This window comes from Paenibacillus sp. FSL W8-1187 (assembly GCF_037965485.1).
In the GTDB taxonomy this organism is placed as follows: Bacteria; Bacillota; Bacilli; order Paenibacillales; family Paenibacillaceae; genus Paenibacillus_O; species Paenibacillus_O pasadenensis.
Map to the genome: position 1 here is coordinate 4,417,438 of NZ_CP150181.1, position 17,103 is coordinate 4,434,540.

16 protein-coding genes are annotated in these 17,103 nt (G+C 63.4%); 9 read left to right on the forward strand and 7 right to left on the reverse strand.

The window, feature by feature from the left end:
* The first annotated feature begins 143 nt into the window (after positions 1 to 143).
* The 5 genes from NYE40_RS19130 (at position 144) to NYE40_RS19150 (ending at position 3,323) form a co-directional block, all read left to right on the forward strand.
* The gene (locus NYE40_RS19130) at positions 144 to 1,004 is read left to right on the forward strand and encodes an ABC transporter ATP-binding protein (protein ID WP_339278794.1); all 861 of its coding nucleotides are present in this window, start codon (positions 144 to 146) and stop codon (positions 1,002 to 1,004) included.
* Positions 1,004 to 1,885, forward strand: a complete 882-nt coding sequence (locus NYE40_RS19135) for an ABC transporter permease subunit (RefSeq protein ID WP_028600765.1) — start codon at positions 1,004 to 1,006, stop codon at positions 1,883 to 1,885. Before NYE40_RS19130 ends, NYE40_RS19135 begins: the two co-directional genes overlap by 1 nt.
* Positions 1,886 to 1,972: 87 nt before the next feature.
* Positions 1,973 to 2,461 carry a sigma-70 family RNA polymerase sigma factor gene (locus NYE40_RS19140; protein ID WP_255309803.1) on the forward strand — a complete coding sequence of 163 codons (489 nt, stop codon included), beginning with the start codon at positions 1,973 to 1,975 and terminating at the stop codon, positions 2,459 to 2,461.
* Positions 2,458 to 3,102: a DUF5345 family protein gene (locus NYE40_RS19145; RefSeq protein WP_028600763.1), complete on the forward strand. Its 645-nt coding sequence runs from the start codon at positions 2,458 to 2,460 to the stop codon at positions 3,100 to 3,102. Before NYE40_RS19140 ends, NYE40_RS19145 begins: the two co-directional genes overlap by 4 nt.
* On the forward strand, positions 3,099 to 3,323 hold the full coding sequence (locus tag NYE40_RS19150; RefSeq protein ID WP_043112096.1) for a hypothetical protein: 225 nt from the start codon (positions 3,099 to 3,101) through the stop codon (positions 3,321 to 3,323). The genes NYE40_RS19145 and NYE40_RS19150 overlap by 4 nt, the downstream gene beginning before the upstream one ends.
* Positions 3,324 to 3,619: 296 nt before the next feature.
* Here the strand turns inward: NYE40_RS19150 and NYE40_RS19155 are convergent, their stop codons facing one another.
* From NYE40_RS19155 to NYE40_RS19165, 3 genes are all read right to left on the reverse strand, one after another.
* Entirely contained in the window at positions 3,620 to 4,624 is a 1,005-nt protein-coding gene (locus NYE40_RS19155) for a hypothetical protein (RefSeq protein ID WP_146000463.1), read from the reverse strand.
* A 128-nt stretch (positions 4,625 to 4,752) separates the two neighbouring features.
* Positions 4,753 to 5,907, reverse strand: coding sequence for a fused response regulator/phosphatase (locus tag NYE40_RS19160; protein WP_028600760.1), 1,155 nt, complete (start codon positions 5,905 to 5,907; stop codon positions 4,753 to 4,755).
* 144 nt (positions 5,908 to 6,051) lie between these two features.
* Complete coding sequence (locus tag NYE40_RS19165) at positions 6,052 to 6,654, reverse strand: DUF948 domain-containing protein (RefSeq protein WP_101808085.1); 603 nt, start codon at positions 6,652 to 6,654, stop codon at positions 6,052 to 6,054.
* A gap of 348 nt (positions 6,655 to 7,002) precedes the next feature.
* On the opposite strand from NYE40_RS19165, the gene NYE40_RS19170 reads away from it, so the two are divergent.
* The 4 genes from NYE40_RS19170 to map all read left to right on the forward strand — a co-directional run bounded on the left by NYE40_RS19170 (position 7,003) and on the right by map (position 9,496).
* Entirely contained in the window at positions 7,003 to 7,167 is a 165-nt protein-coding gene (locus NYE40_RS19170) for a DUF1328 domain-containing protein (protein ID WP_028600758.1), read from the forward strand.
* Between the two features lie 179 nt (positions 7,168 to 7,346).
* Positions 7,347 to 8,180, forward strand: a complete 834-nt coding sequence (locus NYE40_RS19175) for a lipase family protein (protein ID WP_244912729.1) — start codon at positions 7,347 to 7,349, stop codon at positions 8,178 to 8,180.
* Positions 8,181 to 8,299: 119 nt separating this feature from the next.
* On the forward strand, positions 8,300 to 8,662 hold the full coding sequence (locus NYE40_RS19180) for a helix-turn-helix transcriptional regulator (protein ID WP_339278795.1): 363 nt from the start codon (positions 8,300 to 8,302) through the stop codon (positions 8,660 to 8,662).
* Positions 8,663 to 8,752: 90 nt separating this feature from the next.
* Positions 8,753 to 9,496 carry a type I methionyl aminopeptidase gene (gene map / locus NYE40_RS19185; RefSeq protein WP_339278796.1) on the forward strand — a complete coding sequence of 248 codons (744 nt, stop codon included), beginning with the start codon at positions 8,753 to 8,755 and terminating at the stop codon, positions 9,494 to 9,496.
* Positions 9,497 to 9,615: 119 nt separating this feature from the next.
* Here the strand turns inward: map and NYE40_RS19190 are convergent, their stop codons facing one another.
* The 4 genes from NYE40_RS19190 to NYE40_RS19205 all read right to left on the reverse strand — a co-directional run bounded on the left by NYE40_RS19190 (position 9,616) and on the right by NYE40_RS19205 (position 16,586).
* Complete coding sequence (locus NYE40_RS19190) at positions 9,616 to 10,338, reverse strand: amino acid ABC transporter ATP-binding protein (RefSeq protein ID WP_028600755.1); 723 nt, start codon at positions 10,336 to 10,338, stop codon at positions 9,616 to 9,618.
* Positions 10,335 to 10,988 (reverse strand): amino acid ABC transporter permease, encoded by a 654-nt coding sequence (locus NYE40_RS19195; RefSeq protein ID WP_339278797.1) that lies wholly within the window; start codon positions 10,986 to 10,988, stop codon positions 10,335 to 10,337. Before NYE40_RS19195 ends, NYE40_RS19190 begins: the two co-directional genes overlap by 4 nt.
* A 23-nt stretch (positions 10,989 to 11,011) precedes the next feature.
* Positions 11,012 to 11,851 carry a transporter substrate-binding domain-containing protein gene (locus NYE40_RS19200; RefSeq protein WP_339278798.1) on the reverse strand — a complete coding sequence of 280 codons (840 nt, stop codon included), beginning with the start codon at positions 11,849 to 11,851 and terminating at the stop codon, positions 11,012 to 11,014.
* Positions 11,852 to 12,152: 301 nt separating this feature from the next.
* A complete protein-coding gene (locus NYE40_RS19205) occupies positions 12,153 to 16,586 on the reverse strand; it encodes a M20/M25/M40 family metallo-hydrolase (protein ID WP_339278799.1) in 4,434 nt (1,477 codons plus the stop codon).
* Positions 16,587 to 17,103: the final 517 nt, after the last annotated feature.

The following is a 17,103-nucleotide window of genomic DNA, read 5'->3' on the forward strand; positions in this document are numbered from 1 at the left end:
CGCTCCCATCGCTCCCCCTTCTCCAATCGGATCCAAGTCGACTTCTCTAGCGGCAGCCCCTCTTAAAAAAACTTCCCTCCCTTTGAACGAATCGGCTCCCGCAGACGACTTATAGGCAGAATAAAGACAGGGGGCGATAGACTATGATCCGGTTCGACAAGGTGACGAAACGATTCGGAGACAAGACGGCGCTGAAAGACTTCAGCGCGCAGATCGAGCCCGGAGCGATCACCGGCCTGATCGGGCCGAACGGCGCCGGCAAAACGACGCTCATCCGGCTGCTGAACGGCCTGCTGCGGCCGGAAGAAGGCACGATCTCCGTTGACGGGCTCAGTCCGCTGCAGGATGGAGACGAGGTGCGGCGTCGCTGCGGGACGCTTACGGAGCAGCCGGGCCTTTACGAGGACATGACGGGGCGGGCCAATCTGCGCTTCTATGCGGACCTGTACGGCATTCCGGCCGAGGAGCGCATCGAGGAGCTGGCCGACGTGCTGTCTCTGCACGCTTTTCTCGATCGGGCGACCGGGACGTACAGCACCGGCATGAAAAAGAGGCTCGGCCTGGCGCGCGCGATGCTGCACCGTCCGTCAGTGCTGCTGCTCGACGAGCCGACGAACGGGCTCGATCCCGACGGCACGCGGGACGTGCTCGGCTATCTGCGCCGTCTGAACGAGCGCGAAGGCGTCACGGTGCTCATCTGCTCGCATGTGCTCGCCCAGCTGGAAACCGTCTGCAGCCGGTATATCTTTCTCGAGCAGGGCGTCAAAAAGACCGAGGGCACGCTGGACGAGCTGCGCTCCCGCTACATTCGCAGCCTGCGGGTCGAGCTGCGCGCGGACGGCTGGGAGGGACGAAGCGGCCGCTTCGTCGTCGAGGCGCCGTCGTACGGCGAGCTGCCGGCGCTCATCGCCCGGGCGGCCGCGGAAAGCCGCCTGTATGAGGCGCGCATCCTGAACGACGATCTCGAGTCGGTCTATTTCCAGATCCGGAAGGAGGAGTCTTGATGAGCCGGCATGAAAAACTCGTGGGTCAAAGCCGCTTCGGTCCCGTCTGGGCGATCGCCCTCAAGGACATGCGCGCGCTCAAGGCAAGCGTGCAGCTATGGCTGCCGATGCTGATCGTGCCGCTGGTCTTCGGAGGCGTGCTGCCGGCGATCCTCATCTCCGTCGTCCGCTTCTCCGCGCTGCCGGCCGGAGCCGAAGGAGTGAGCCGCATGGGCAACTTGGATTTCCTGCTCGAGCTCGTGACCACGTCCGCCCCGCCTGCGCTGCAGGCGCAGCTCGCGCCGCTGCCGGGCGACATCGAGCGGGTGCTGTATTTCGCCCTGACCTACCTGCTCGCACCGATGTTCCTGCTCATCCCTGCGATGGCCGCCAGCATCATCACCGCCAACAGCTTCGCCGGGGAAAAGGAGCGCAAGACGCTGGAGGGGCTGCTGTATGCACCGATCTCGATGAACCAGCTGCTGCTCGGCAAGGCGCTGTCAGCCCTCCTGCCCGCGCTCGGGCTGACGTTCGGCAGCTTTCTCCTTTACGGCATCGTCGTCAACTCGCTGGCGTACCCGGTGTTCGGCGGCCTGATCTTCCCGACGTGGAACTGGCTCCCGCTGATGCTGCTCGTCGTGCCTGCGCTGACGGCCGTCATCGTGCTGGCGACGATGCTCATCTCGGCCAAGGTCAAAGGATTCCAAGAGGCGTACCAGCTCGGAGGCGTCGTCGTGCTGCCGGTGCTCGCGCTCGCCGGCGGACAGGCGACGGGACTGCTGCTGCTCGGCAGCGGCGCGATGCTGCTGATGGCTGCCGCTCTCGCGCTGATCGCCTGGCTGCTGCTGCGCTCGGCGCGGCGATTGGCGCAGCGGCATCAATTTCTCGAAAAGCTCGGCTGACCGCCGGAGCTGCGGAAGGAGGCGGAGAAGGTCAAGATCGGAGCTTGGAGCAAACGTCAGACGGAGGATCCCCGCCTCCGCCGCGCCGTGCGGGGCGATGCCGGGGCGATTGCGGAGCTGCTGCGGGAACAGTACGGCTTTTTGCGCAAGTACCTGCTCAAGCTATGCCTGAGCGGGCCGCTGGCGGAGGATCTCGCACAAGAGACGATGATCCGCGCCGTGGAGAGCATCGGGCGGTTCCGGGGCGAGTCCGCGTTCTCGACATGGCTGCTGGCGATCGCGACCCGCGTCTATCTCGATGAGAAGCGGCGGGAAGCGCGGCGGGATCGGCGGCAGTCCGCTTACGCGGAAGCGGAGCGGATGAAGCTGGCGCACAGCCATCCGGAGCTGCGGCTCGAGCTGCTGGAGGCGCTCGCCGCCTTGCCGGACGAGCAGCGGGCCGCCGTGCTGCTGAAGCACTATTACGGCTATTCGTATGAGGAGATCGGAAAGCTGTCCGGCGTTGCCGCCGGCACGGCCAAGTCGCGGGTCCATCACGGACTCGCCAAGCTGCGGAAGGAGCTGACGGAGGAATGAAGGACAAGGAACGTCCAAAAGCGGCCCGGGACGAGGCGCCGCGGCGGGAGGAGCGGCGGCGAGGAGACGGATCGGACGCCGCGCGGCGGGAGGATGGTCAGGATGAAGCGCCTCGCATGGAGCGAGCGGGATCGGACGCCGCGCGGCCGGAGGAAGGAGAGGATGAAGTGTCGGGCGTGGAGCGGTCGGGATCGGACGCCGCGCGGCCCGCGGATGGTCAGGATGAAGCGCCGGGCGTGGAGCAGGCGGGATCGGACGCCGCGCGGCGGGAGGAGCATCGCTCCGAGGAACGGGCGCAGGAAGCGTTCGAGCGCCGCCTCTCTCTCGAGCTGAAGCGGATGGATGAAGCGCTGCCGGAAAAGGAGGCCGATCCGCAGCAGATGCTCGCTCTCGTGCGCGAGGTCCAGGCCGCTCAGCGCCGCCGGCTGCTGCGCGACCTGGCGCGCTTCTGGCTGGCGGCAGCCGTGCTGCTCGCCGCCGGCATCTGGGCGGCCGGAGCGGCTCCGGCCTACTACGTCGGGGCGCAGCTCGCGCTGACAGCCGCTGTGCTGGCTCTCGTCGCGCTGGCCGGCCTGCTGCGGCGGCCGCTCGAGAGCAGGCGCAACGAAAAAGCAGCCGGGAACGGAGGGGGAAGCGTATGAACCGAACGGATTGGGAGGCATTGTCCGCATTTCCGCTGTATGGGTGGGTGTTGATATTCGCCGCCTTGTTCGCCCAAAGCACCTGGCTGTTCGTCCACGCGACCCGGCATGGCCGCAACCGCTGGTTCTGGGGACTATGGGGGCTGATCCAGGTGCCGACGCCGCTGCTCGTCTACTGGCTCTGGCATGCCTGGGGCCGCAGCCGCGACAAACGAGCCTGAACGAATGACCAGCTCCATTCTGCCCAGGCGCTTTCGACTCCCTCATGGAGCCGATTCGCCTCATTTCCACCAGCCAGGGTACTCTCGACTCCCTCGTGGAGCCGATACGCCGCGTTTCATCGATCCAAGGCGCTTTCGACTCCCTCATGGAGCCGATTCGCCTCATTTCCACCAGCCAAGGTACTCTCGACTCCCTCATCGAGTCGATTTGCCACGCTCATCGAGCCAAGGCACTTTCGACTCCCTCATTGAGCCGATTTGCCTCATTTCCACCAGCCAGGGCACTTTCGACTCCCTCATCGAGTCGATTTGCCACGCTCATCGAGCCAAGGCACTTTCGACTCCCTCATGGAGCCGATGCGCCTCATTTCCACCAGCCAGGGCACTTTCGACTCCCTCGTGGAGCCGATGCGCCTCATTTCCACCGTCCAGGGTACTTTCGACTCCCTCGCGAAGCCGATGCACCTCATTTCCACCAGCCTAGGCACTTTCGACTCCCTCATGGAGCCGTTGCGCCTCATTTCCACCGTCCAGGGTACTCTCGACTCCCTCATCGAGTCGATTTGCCACGCCTCATCGAGCCAGGGCACTTTCGACTCCCTCGTGGAGCCGATACGCCTCATTTCCACCAGCCAGGGCACTTTCGACTCCCTCATGGAGCCGTTGCGCCTCATTTCCACTAGCCAGGGTACTCTCGACTCCCTCATCAAGTCGATTTGCCACGCCTCATCGAGCCAGGGCACTTTCGACTCCCTCGTGGAGCCGATACGCCTCATTTCCACCAGCCTAGGCACTTTCGACTCCCTCGTGGAGCCGTTGCGCCTCATTTCCACCAGCCAGGGTACTTTCGACTCCCTCGTGGAGCCGATACGCCGCGTTTCCACCAGCCAGGGTACTTTCGACTCCCTCGTGGAGCCGATACGCCGCGTTTCCACCAGCCCAGGCATTTTCGACTCCCTCGTGGAGCCGATGCGCCGGATTTCCACCAGCCAGGGTACTTTTGACTCCCTCACGAAGCCGATGCGCCTCATTTCCACCAGCCTAGGCACTTTCGACTCCCTCATGGAGCCGATACGCCTCATTTCCACCAGCCAAGGCACTTTCGACTCCCTCGTGGAGCCGATACGCCGCGTTTCCACCAGCCAGGGTACTCTCGACTCCCTCATCGAGTCGATTTGCCACGCCTCATCGAGCCAGGGCACTTTCGACTCCCTCGTGGAGCCGTTGCGCCTCATTTCCACCAGCCAGGGTACTTTCGACTCCCCGGCAATGCCAGCCTCGACGAACCGATGAGACCTCATGCCGTTCTTACGGTCCTGAGCGTGTTGGCGCAGGAGCCGGCAGCTCCTCGCAAAAAAAGGCCTCAAGCTCTGCTTTTCAGAGCTTGAGGCCTTTTTCAATTCCATCGGATGGCAAGGCGGGCAGCCGCTCAGCGGATGCCGATCTGCACGAGGCAGCAGTCGTCCGGCCGAGGCCCGTCCTCGGACAGGAGCAGCTCATGCAGCGAGCCGCTCGTCCGCACGGCTCCGGCCATGCGCTCCATCAGCATCTCGAGCCGGCCCTCCTCCGGTCCGCTCACCAGCTCCAGCAGGCCGTCCGTGAACAGCAGCAGCTGGTCGCCGGGCTGCACCTCCACGACCTGCTTTTGGAAGGTGACGCCCTCGAACAATCCGACCGCCATGCCTCCGCCGGAAAGCGGCTCCTCCGTCCCCTGTCCGCCCGCGCGCACGAGCAGTCCCGGCGGATGGCCCGCATTGACGTACTCCACCGTGCCCCGCTGCAGGTCTACGACCATATAGAGCGCCGTGAAATAATACTGGATGAGCTGATCCGCGAACTGCAGCTGCAGCGCGCGGCGGTTGAGCTCCTCCATGACGAGCACCGGCTCGACCTTGGTCACCATCGCGTCCCTCAGCACCGAAGCGATGAACATGCAGACGAGGGACGACGAGATGCCGTGGCCCATCGCGTCGATGACGGCGATGCCGTAGCGATGCTCGTCGATCCGGTTCCAGGCGTACAGATCGCCGGACAGCTCCTCGGAAGGCTGGTAGATCGCATCGATGACGATTCCGCTCTCCTCCAGCTTCGGCGGCAAGGCCGCCGACTGCACCTCTTTGGCCAGCTGCAGCTCCTCGCGGATGCGCCGATCGCGCTCGCGATGCCAATCCTTCTCCTGCTTGAGCCGCAGCGCTACGCGGATGCGGGCGAGCAGCTCGATGCGGTTGATCGGCTTGGTCACGTAGTCGATCGCGCCGGCATCGAGCGCCTCGGCCAGCTTTTTGGAATCCCCGATCGCCGTGACCATGATGACCGGGATGTCCCGGAGCCGCTCCGACGCCTGAATGGCTTGGCAGGCCGCAATGCCGTCGATGCGGGGCATCATCATGTCCAGCAGGATGAGGTCCACGTCCGGCGTCGGAATGCCTTCCGCCGGCTCGGCGCCGTTCTCCTCCAGACCGAGCATGGCGAACAGCTCCATGCCGGAGGCAGCGGCCCTCACGTCCCAGTAGCCTGCCCGCTTGAGCATCTCCTGAACGACCGTTATATTCATCGCGTTATCGTCGACAACTACTATCCGCATGATGATTCCTTCTCCCCGAAATCGCGGCAAAAGCAAGGCAGCCGAAGCGGCCCCCCTGCCTGCCTTTATAGCCAAACGTTTGGTTCTATCCTAAAGCAACTTGCCGGCAAAGTCCAGCCGCCGCGCGGCGCGGCTCGTACGAATCTAGGCTTTGGAGCGGCTCGAACGGATCAGGCGCGCCGCCTGGATGCCGACGTCCAGCCAGCCGACCCATGCGGGCGAGCCGGAAGCGTCCTCGGCCAGCACCGGAACCTTCTTCGGCGGCTGGCCGGCAGCGGAGCCGCCGGAGCGCAGCGGCACGGCCGTGCCGGCATAAGCGGCGGCGCTGCCGCTGCGAGCGTCCGTTTCCGCTGCGGGCAGGCTCGCCTTCAGGCCCTTTTCCTCCAGCTCGGCCGTCACCGCCGATTCATGCGCCTTGCGGCGCAGGCGGTTCGTCCAGCCGGTGGAGAACTCGCGGGCGGCAGCGGCGACTTCATGCACGGTCGTGCCGACCTCGCGGACCGAAGCCATCAGCGGATCGACGGCATCGATCTGGTGATTGACCTGTTTGGTCAGATCCTTCACGCTTACGACCAGCTCGTCGACATCGCCCTTCCATTCCTGCACCGCACCTTGAACCTCGCGGATCGCCCCGCTCGCCGCGTCAAGCGACGACTGCACTTTCTTGAGCGTCTGAGCCAAATAAACGACGAGCACCGCGATCGAAATGGCGATGATCAGCACGCTGATTCCAATCAAATAGTCCATGTTCTATATCCTCCTCAGACGGCTCTTATCGACCGATTTTGACTTAAGCGTTAATACCCCGGGCTTCGTCGATCCAATCAACGGATCGGCCGCTGGAAAGCTTTTGCGGCCGGTAGCCGCAGGTCGGCAGGGTCGCGAGCGCGCTCAAAAATTCAGATTAGATGTAAGGCCGGACAAATTCAGGGAACGATTGTTTAGGGCTCAAAGGCCAGGGTTAATACAGCTACATCAGCGGACGGCAAGCAACCGTCCGGCGGATCCGAAAGCTTCGGAAGCCTCCAGCAGAGGCAAGCCGAATCATCCGGATCCGCGCCAACCAACTCTACTTTGAAAGGTATGGTGAATCCCATGTTGAGATGGGCCGTTATTTTTCTGATCATCGCCATCGTCGCCGCAATCTTCGGCTTCGGCGGCATCGTAGGAGCCGCAGCCGGCATCGCGAAAATCCTGTTCTTCGTCTTCCTGGTGCTGTTCGTCATCTCCCTCATTACCGGACGTCGAACGACCCCTTGACGCTAGACAGGCGGCAGCGAATTCAGACTAGACATCCCGATCCCTTTGACAAGGGCTTCGGGATGTTTCTATTTTATAGCGAAGGATAACCCGGCATCGGCTCTGGGCTTAGGCGCAACCGGATGCGCTGCTGCATATACTGCTCTACAAGCACTCTAGCGCCAAAGGAGCTGGGCAGCGTGAGCAGAAAAGTGAAACTCAGCAGCGCCACCCCTGTCATGGATCAGCGAACGGCTTTGTTTCTTGCGGCCGTGTGCGGACAAACCTATCTGCTGCTGAAAGGAACGGGAGAGGTGCGGCTGCCCGACGATTACGAGGTGGTCGGCGTCTTTCAGGCCGGGGGGCATGCCGGAGCCCCAGCCCAGCCGTTCGGCTTCGTCGCCGAATCGCCGCATGCGGTCGTCGCCGCGTTCCGCGGCACGAGCTCGACGTCGGAGTGGCTGACCGACTTCATGGCCGAGCAAGTCGACTACGCCATCGTCAAGGACGGCGGCAAAACCCATCGCGGCTTCACCTCCCTCTACGAGAGCCTGCGCCCTCAGCTGCGGGAGCTGCTCGGACGGACCGGAGCGCGCAAGCCCTTGTTCCTGACCGGACACAGCCTCGGCGGCGCGCTCGCGACGCTGGCCGCTCTCGATCTGGCGAAGAACGACCCCGTCCGCAAGCCGATCGTCTACACGTTCGCCGCGCCGCGCGTCGGCGATTCCGATTTTGCCGAGGCGTACGCCAAAGCTGTCCCGCGCAGCTTCCGGCTGGCGAACAGCAACGACATCGTCACCTATTTGCCGCCGCTCGTCTATCAAGATCCGCGAACGAAGCTGATCTACTACTACGCCCATGTGAGCGAGCTGGCCGAGCTCGACTTCAGCGGCGGCAGCTTCTCCGGCAATCATGTGCTGCTCGGCTACTTCAACGCGCTGGCGGCACGGGAGCCCGAGTTCGCCGCCGCGATGTGCCGCAGTCCGATCGGCTGGTGTCCGAACGCGCAAAAGCTGCCCGGCGAGGGCAGCTAGTCCTGGCCAAAGACGTCCTTTCCCTCCGGCTCGGAGAAGGACGCCTTTTGCGCGCGCTCGCGCTGCGCTATAATGAGGCGATTCCATGCCGGCTGTCCGGCCAAAGGAGGCCTTGACCCATGACGACTTCGAACGCCCCCGGCCGCATCGGCCTCGGCGGCCGTCTGCGCGTGCAGCGGCAGCGGCTCGGCTGGACGCAGCAGCAGCTGGCAGACGAGCTGTCCGTCGCCAAGTCGACCGTCTCCCAATACGAGAACAGCGTCAATGCGCCGGACTATGACATGCTGGTTCGGCTGTGCCGCCTGTTCGGGGTGTCGTCCGACCACCTGCTCGGCCTCTCCGCCGAGGCTGCCGTCCCTCCGTCGCTTCCTCGGTCGGGCGACGATCCGCTCGCGTTCTCGGGCCTCCGCGCCGACGAGCGCGAGTTTCTGCTCGCCAGCCTCGAAGCCTATCGATCCGCGCTGCGATTGCGCGGATTCTGATGCGGCTGCCTTGGCGGCTGCAGCGACGCCGGCGAGGGCCTGCATGAGAGGGACATTCGGCGCCGCATCTTTTCCAACAGGAGGGATTCCATGAACTTGAAAACGAAGGAAGAGCTGGCCCTCATGCGCAAGGCCGGCCAAATCGTGGCGGAGTGCCACGAGCTGCTGAAGGAACGGGTGAAGCCCGGCGTCACGACGCTGGAGCTGGACCGTCTCGTCGAAGAAATGATCCGCAGGCGCGGCGCCGTTCCAAGCTTCAAAGGGCATCACGGCTTCGCCTACTCGATCTGCTCCGCGCCGAACGACGTCATCTGCCACGGCTTTCCCGATGACCGGCCGCTGGCCGAGGGCGACGTCATCTCGATCGACATCGGCGCCTTTTATCAGGGCTTCCATGGCGACTCGGCCTGGACCTACGCGGTCGGCGACGTCTCCGAGCCGATCCGGCGGCTCATGCACGACTGCCATGAAGCGCTCTTCCTCGGCATCGCGCAGGCGGTCGCGGGACGGCATGTCGGCGATATCGGCGCGGCCGTCGACCAGCTCGCCCGGGCCCGCGGCTACGGCAACGTCCGCGACTTCAGCGGACACGGGCTCGGGCGCGAGCTGTGGGAGGAGCCGTCCGTGCCCCACTACGGCTTGCCGGGCAAAGGCCCGCTGCTCCAGAACGGCCTCGTGCTGGCGATCGAGCCGATGTTCACGCTCGGCGACTGGCGCGCCTTCGTCGACAGCGACGGCTGGACCGCCCGCACCGCCGACCGCTCGATCTGCGTCCAGTACGAGCATTCCGTCGCGATCACGGAGGACGGTCCGCACATCCTGACCGTGCTGTAGCGGAGGCCGGGGGCATCCAGCAAACAAAAAATCCCAGGCACATCTGTGCCTGGGAACGTCAATCACGACTCCGGCCGCCGCGGAGAACCGGCTGCTGCAAGCGGCTCAGCCTCGGCTGCTTACAGCACCTTGGACAGGAACTCCTTGGTCCGGGCATGCTGCGGAGCGGCCATGACCTCGCGCGGGTCGCCCTGCTCGACGATGTAGCCGCCGTCCATGAAGATCAGCCGGTCGGCGACCTCGCGGGCGAAGCCCATCTCATGCGTGACGATGATCATCGTCATGCCGTTCTGCGCCAGCCGCTTCATGACGTCGAGCACCTCGCCGACCATCTCGGGGTCGAGCGCGGACGTCGGCTCGTCGAACAGCATGACCTCCGGCTGCATCGCCAGCGCCCGCGCGATCGCGATGCGCTGCTTCTGGCCGCCGGAGAGGCTGTCGGGACGCGCATCCCGCTTGTCCTCGAGGCCGACGGAGCGCAGCAGCTCCAGCGCGATCCGCTCGGCCTCCTCCTTTTTCAAGCCCTTGACCTTGCACGGAGTGATCGTCAGGTTGTCCAGCACGGACATATGCGGGAACAGGTTGAAATGCTGGAACACCATGCCCATCTTCTGGCGGATCTCGTTGAGCTCCTTTTGAGCCGCGGTCACGTCGCGGTCCTTGAACCGGATCGTGCCGCCAGTCGGCTCCTCGAGCCGGTTCAGGCAGCGCAGGAACGTGCTCTTGCCCGAGCCGCTCGGTCCGATGACGGCGACGACCTCGCCTTTCTGGATGCTGGCGTCGATGCCTTTGAGCACCTCATTGCTGCCGAACGACTTGCGCAATCCCTGGATCTCGATCATCGCTTGCCCAGCCTCCTCTCCAGCACGCCCAGCAGCTGCGAGAGCGTGAAGGTCATGATGAAGTAGACGCCGGCCGCTACGATAAGCGGCTCCAGCGGAATGAACGTATTGCCCTGCACGGTGCGGGCGTTGTACAGCAGCTCCGCGATGCCGATCGTCGAGACGAGCGACGAGTCCTTGATGATGACGATCAACTCGTTGCCGATCGCCGGCAGCATGTTACGGAACGCCTGCGGCAGCACGATCAGGCGCATCGCCTGCCAGCGCGACATCCCGAGCGAGCGGGCCGCTTCCATCTGGCCCTTGTCGATCGCTTGGATGCCGGCGCGGAACACCTCCGCCATGTAGGCGGCGCTGTTGATCGTCAGCGCGACGACGCCGGACGCGAAGGCAGGCAGGTTGACGCCGAAGTTCGTCAGGCCGTAGTGGATGATGAGAATCTGCACGAGCATCGGCGTGCCGCGGATGACCTCGATGTAGGCGGTCGCCAGGAATTTGACGATCCAGATCCGCGACAGCCGCATGAGGGCGAAGCCGATGCCGAACAGAGTTCCGAGCAGCACGCCGAAGAACGACAGCTGCAGCGTCACCCACGCGCCGCTGATGAAGTACGAGCCGTACTCATCCAGAAAGGAAAAGTTCAAGTTCATCTATAGAACGCTCCGTCCGTCGTTTATTCGCCGACGAGCTCGTTCGCTTCCACGACGAAGCGGTCGATGTCGCCGCTCGCCTGCAAGCGGTCGATCGTCTTGTTCACGGCGTCCAGCAGCTCCTGATTGCCCTTCTTGATCGCGATCGCCGAGCCGGCTTCCTCTTCCGACTGCTCGATCTTCACGTCCGCCAGCGCGATGCTGTCCTGCGTCTTGACGTATTGGTCCGCAACCGGCTTCTCCACGATCAGCGCGTCCACGCGGCCGCTCGTCAGCTCCAGGATCAGCTCCGGAATTTTCGCCAGCGACGTCAGCTTCGCGCCTTCGACTTCCTGGGCGATGCCTTCCTGGATCGAGCCCTTCTGCACGCCGATCTTCTTGCCTTTCAGATCGTCCAGGGAGCCGTAGCTGCCTTCCTCGCCCTTCTTCACGATGACGCCTTGCTCCGCTTTATAGTAGATCTTGGAGAAGTCGACGTTCTGCTTGCGTTCCTCCGTCGGCGTCATCCCGGAGATGACCAGGTCGACCTTGCCGCCGTTCAACGCCAGCAGCAGCCCGTCGAAGTCCGAGTCGCTGATCTCCAGCTCGGCGCCGAGATCCTTGGCGATCTCCTTGGCGATCTCGATGTCGAAGCCGACGATCTGGTCCTTGCCGTCGATCTTCTTGTGGAATTCGTAAGGCGCGTAGTCCGCGCTCGTGCCGAGCACGAGCTTGTCCATCTGCAGTCCGCCCGGGGCTGCCGATGCCTCCGCCGTCGGCGCCGGCGAGGCCGTCGCTCCCGCTCCGCCCTCGTTCGTCGTCTTTTGTCCGCATGCCGTCAGCAGCAGCGCTGCCGCAATCGTAACCGTCCAAACCTTTTTCATTGGCTGCATCTCCCCTGCCTCTATGAGTTGTGATGAAATATGCATGAAAAGTAATAATTAATTACCGGAAGCCAGTATAACATTGCCGGACTTCCCGCACAACTGCCGAGCATAATTAGGCAGTCGACTTAACAATATTACCCAAAATACTAGCATTTATTCCCTGCATGTCGATGCTGCAAGCAAAATAATAAGCTTTATCGGATTACCGCATCATCGCTTCATCCGTTGCTTGTCTTAGCAGCAAGAAAGAACTGCCCGCAGGCAGTCCTTTCTTCGCATGCTAGGTTCCGCTCGGCATCTAGGATACCGCCAGCAGGCGGCTGACGATGACCGCCGCCTGGGCGCGGTTCGCGTCGCCCTTCGGCGTGAAGTTGCCGTCGCCGGTGCCGAGGATGATGCCGGCGCTGGCGAGCAGCGCGACGGCGTCCTTGGCGTAGCCGCCGATTTTGGCTTGGTCGGCGAAGCCGGCAAGCGTCGAAGCGGTGTCCGGAGCGGCAGGCTGGGCCTTCAGCTTCCAGACGTTCGCGGCCATGATCGCCATCTCCTCGCGGGTTACGGCGCGATTCGGCTCGAACTTGCCGGTGCCGGTGCCCTGCACGATGCCGGCCGCTACGGCGCTGGCGATCGCCTCGCTGTACCAGGCTCCCGCCGGCACGTCGTTGAAGCTCGTCCCGCCGCTGACGGCAGGCAGCCCGTAAGCGCGCGCCAGCATCGTCAGGAATTCAGCACGGGTGAGCGTCTTTTTCGGACCGAAGGCGTCCTCGGTCAGTCCCTTCAGGATGCCTTTGGCCGCAAGCTCCTGAATGGCCGCTCCCGCCCAGCTCAGGACAGGTCCGAGATCCTTGAAGTTCGGCACGACGACCGGTGTCGGCGTCGGGCTAGGCGTAGCCGTCGGCTCTGCCGACGGAGTCGGCGTCGGGCTAGGCGTAGGAGTCGGCGTCGGCACATAGATCGGGCCGCCCGAATCCGGCGTCGGCGTCGGCGCGACGATGCTGCCCGCATCCGCGAACTCGGCTTTGGTCGCCGCGTTGTAGATGGCGTTCGCCAGCAGGCGGTATTGTGCCTGCGGATGCGCCTTGTTCGTCAGCTCGTTGGAGAAGGCCGTCACATACGTCAGATCCTTGTGGTACGTGAAGCCGATCGTCTGGCCCTTGACCGCATCATGTCCCGGCCACCAGCCGGCGATGAAGAAGTCCGGGGCGTCGCTCGCCTTGGCGACGACGGTCGAGCCGCTCGGCACGCTCGTCACGAACGTTCCGGATTGCGTATACAGATAGTCGTCCGCTTCATAAGGAGCGCCGATGAGGCTGTCTTGGCTGATCGTCGCCTTGAACAGGCCCTCATGCGTGCTGCCCGTCGTCTTGAAGTCGAAGCCCGGCAGCAGGCCGGAGGTCTTCAGCGTGCTCATCGCCGCGCGGCCGTAGCCGATGTACGGCTTGCCCGCTTCGACGAGCGGCTTGTTCCACGTATTGACGAGCACGTCGCTCGCAGCGGCGTCCGTCGTCACGTTGAAGCCGAGATCCTTGAGGGCGAACGCCGGCACGCCGGAGGCGGCGACCTTCACCGCAGGCAGCGGCTTGCCGTAGATCGTTCCGCCCGGGTAGCGGACGGCTTGCAGCGTATACTTCGCGAGCAACGGCTTCAGGCTCTCGTACGAGACGAGGTAGTCGCCCTTCTCGTAGCCCGCGCCGCCGGCCGTCAGCAGCGTGACCGTCTTGCCGGCCGCCGTCAGCTCGTTCACCGCGCGGACCGCGTCGTTGTTCGTGCTGCGGATGACATAGGCGTCGCCGCTGCCGGAGAGGGAGCTGGCCGGCTTGGCCGCCTTGGCCGCGCGCTCCGTGGCGCCGGCGAATGCGCCTTTGTCATAGACGGCATAGCGGTCGAATCCTCTCATATAAGAGAAGCTTTGCACGATGTCCGCGTACATCTCGCCGAAGTCGGAGACGTCGATGCCGTCGTACAGCACCAGGTTCGCGAAGCTGCGCTTCGCCTGGTTCATCGGCACGATGTACGTGCCGGCCGGATACAGCTCGCCGCCGGCGAGGACCGGACGGGTCGTGCGCTCGACCTTCACGCCGCCCCGGATGAGGTAGTTCGCCATGTTGGCCGCTTCGAGCGCGTTCTTTTGCAGCGATGCGTCTACAGGAAGCACATAATAGTCCGGGAAGAAGCTCTTGCCTTCCGGACGCGGACGTCCGATCGGCTTGTACTCGGCGTTCACGAGATACTTGTCGACGTTCGGGCTGTCAACGTTGTCCACGCCGCGCTTGTATACCTCAAGCTGGTTCAGGAACAGCTTTTCCTTGTTGTGGATCACATAGTCCGTCGAGGCGAACAGCGTGTACAGCAGCGCCGTCGTCGACTCCTCGTTGAGCTCCGGAATCTCGATCGTATGGCCGAGCGCTCCGTGATGCATCGCGTACACCGCCGTGTAGGCCGGAGATGCGTCATCCCATCCGGTCGCGTTCGCGATCACTTCGCCATCCTTGCCTTCGGCCAGCTTCTTCGCCTCAAGGTAAGGGATATGGTACTTGTCGTAGTACGTGTTGGCGATCGCCGCGCGGCCCATCGCATCCGCCTGCTCGACCATGCTGTCGATGAGCAGGTCGTAGTCGATGTTCGGATCATGCGGCGGCGTGCAAGGCTCGATCAGGAACTCGCCCACGAAGCCGTGCAGGTCCAGGAACGACAGCGGCGACCATTTCGCGATCTCGCTGGCGACGATTTGCGTCTCCGGCTGCGTCTGGTACGAGTTGTCGCGGTTCAGGTCGAACCCGTTGGCGTTGGCGCGGGTGTTCAGGAAGCGCCCGTCCGGGTTCTGCGTGAAGTTCATCAGGAAGATGACGTTGTCGAGCGCCTCGTCGATGTCGATCGTCACCTGCTGCTTCTGCCCGCTGGCATCGGTCGTCTCGTAGGAAATCTCGTCCTTCTTCGTCATTTCCTCGAAGAAGTTCAGGATCGCGTCGACGCCCGGCGCCTCGTCCGGATGGATGTTGTTGATCCAGATCGGCACCTTGTAGCCGGTCAGCTGGCCGCTGCGGATTTTCGCCTGCAGCGCGGCCGGATCGTCCATCATGAGCGGCAGCGTCTCGTTCACGTACTGGTCGACGGACGCCTTGTCCTTGGCCAGCACGGTGAAGTTGATGTCGCGGCCTTGCACGGACTTGCCGAGCACCTCCGTTTTAATATAGCGGCCCGGCTTGGACTCGGCCTCGGCCGTGATGCGGTCGATCTCCGGACGGATCTCGTCGTACGTGCGGTACGAGTCGTACACGTTCAGCTTGATCGGCGCGGAGCCGATGCGTTCGCCCTGCTTGTCCGTCACCATCAGCTCATGCGTGCCGAGCAGGCTCGGATAGTCGCGGCGCAGCGTCGACGGCGAGACGTTCAGCTGCTCGTACGGCTGATTGTTGACCTTGTACGCCTGGTCGAACACAACCGTCGCCGTCACCTTGCCGTTTGCGACGACCGGCTTGTCCTTCAAATAAATGAAGGCATTGCTCGTCGGCTTGGCGCTGGCGTCGCGCTGCTTCCAGTCGGACAGCGGCTTGCCGCCGAAGCTCCAGTTCAAGTAGGTGTCATCCGATACGGTAAAGCCTCTCGGCACCGTGAATTCGACTTCGATCTCGCTTTTCTTCGTCAGCGATGCCTTGTCGCTGCTCAGCTCCAGCTTCGCGCCCGGCTCCTTGATTTCCCGAAGCAGCTGCGTCAGCACGGACGCGAACGTGCTCAGGCGCTCCTCGATGCGGCCCGGATAGTTCGTGTTCAAATAGTCCAGCGTATCCTTGCCCGTATGCCAGATCTCGCCGTCCTTCTCCGTCTGGGTGTAGCCGTTCTTGTCGCCCAGGCTCCAGTTGGTCGCTTCCAGATAACCGTACGGAATGCCCGCGTCCTCGAACGGCGCATGGTCGCTCCAGTCGCCTGTCGTTCCGGCCGGATACTCGGCGTTTTCGCCCAGCTGCGTCTGCAGGTCCAGGTTCAGCCGCTGCGCGATGGCGAGCGCCTGCTCGCGGACGAAGCCGGCCTCGCCTTCGTTGCCGTAGACGTACATGTTGTCGCCGGCGGCGAGGCTGTCGAGATTGATCATCGCGACGGTATTCGCCTTCTCTTCCTCGGTCATGGCCGCGACGTAGGCTTTGGAGCCCTGCAGGCCGTTTTCCTCCGAGCCGAAAGCGACGAACTTGATCGTATAAGGCAGATCCTGCTGCTGCGATACCGCTTTAGCGGATTCAAGCATGACGGCGACGCCAGAGGCGTTGTCGTCGGCACCCTTGCTCGGCGCCTTCACGCTGTCGTAGTGGGCGCCGACGATGATCGTGCGCGGCGACTTGCCGTGCTTGACGGCGGCGACGTTGCTCGACTTGCCTTGAGTCGTTTTCGTCGTATACGTGAACTCCGTGACCGTAGGGCTGTAGCCCATGTCCTCGAACTGCAGCTTGATGTAATCCCGGGCCGCTTGCTCCTCTGCCGAGCCCGCCGGACGAGCACCGATCGCGCCTGCCAGATGGTTCAGATACACATACGCGTCGTAGCCGGCTTGTCCCGGCTGCAGCGACGTGCTCGCCAGTACGTTGTAAGGCAATGCTGTCGGCTCCGTGACGACTGCGGCTTCTTGGGCATAGGCTGTGACCGCCCAACCAGCCGGAGATACGAGCGTGCCTGCGACGGACAGCGCGACGACTGCCGCCAGGAACGGCTTTCTCGCCTTTTTGCTGCGCTTCTGTTCGACCAACGTTCATTCCTCCCCGAATGAAATCTCTCTTCTTCCCCTTGCTCGCTGAATGCTATGTATACAATATTCATAACATTGTATATTGTATGGGAGAAATTATAACACCCCGCCCGCCTTCTGCCCAGCCCTTTTTTGAGAAAATAGCGAAAAATCGCGATCGGGCGCGAATCGAGATCAATCTGCATCTTTATTCATAGATTCCGAGACCAAACTTATCCGAACGCATGCCGTTGCATGCGGAACGCAACTGCCGCGTCTATGGCGGCGGCGATGGAGATGGACGGGTTTAGCTGCCACGGGAGGAATTGCCTCGCTAGATCGAGGGCGCTACGCGCGGAAATACTGTGCGTAGCGAGCTCAGCTCGCTCGGTCTGGCCCGCTACGCGCGGAAATACTGTGCGTAGCGAGCTCGGCTCCCTCGGCCTGGCCCGCTACGCGCGGAAATACTGTGCATAGCGAGCTCAGCTCCCTCGGTCTGGCCCGCTACGCGCGGAAATACTGTGCGTAGCGAGCTCGG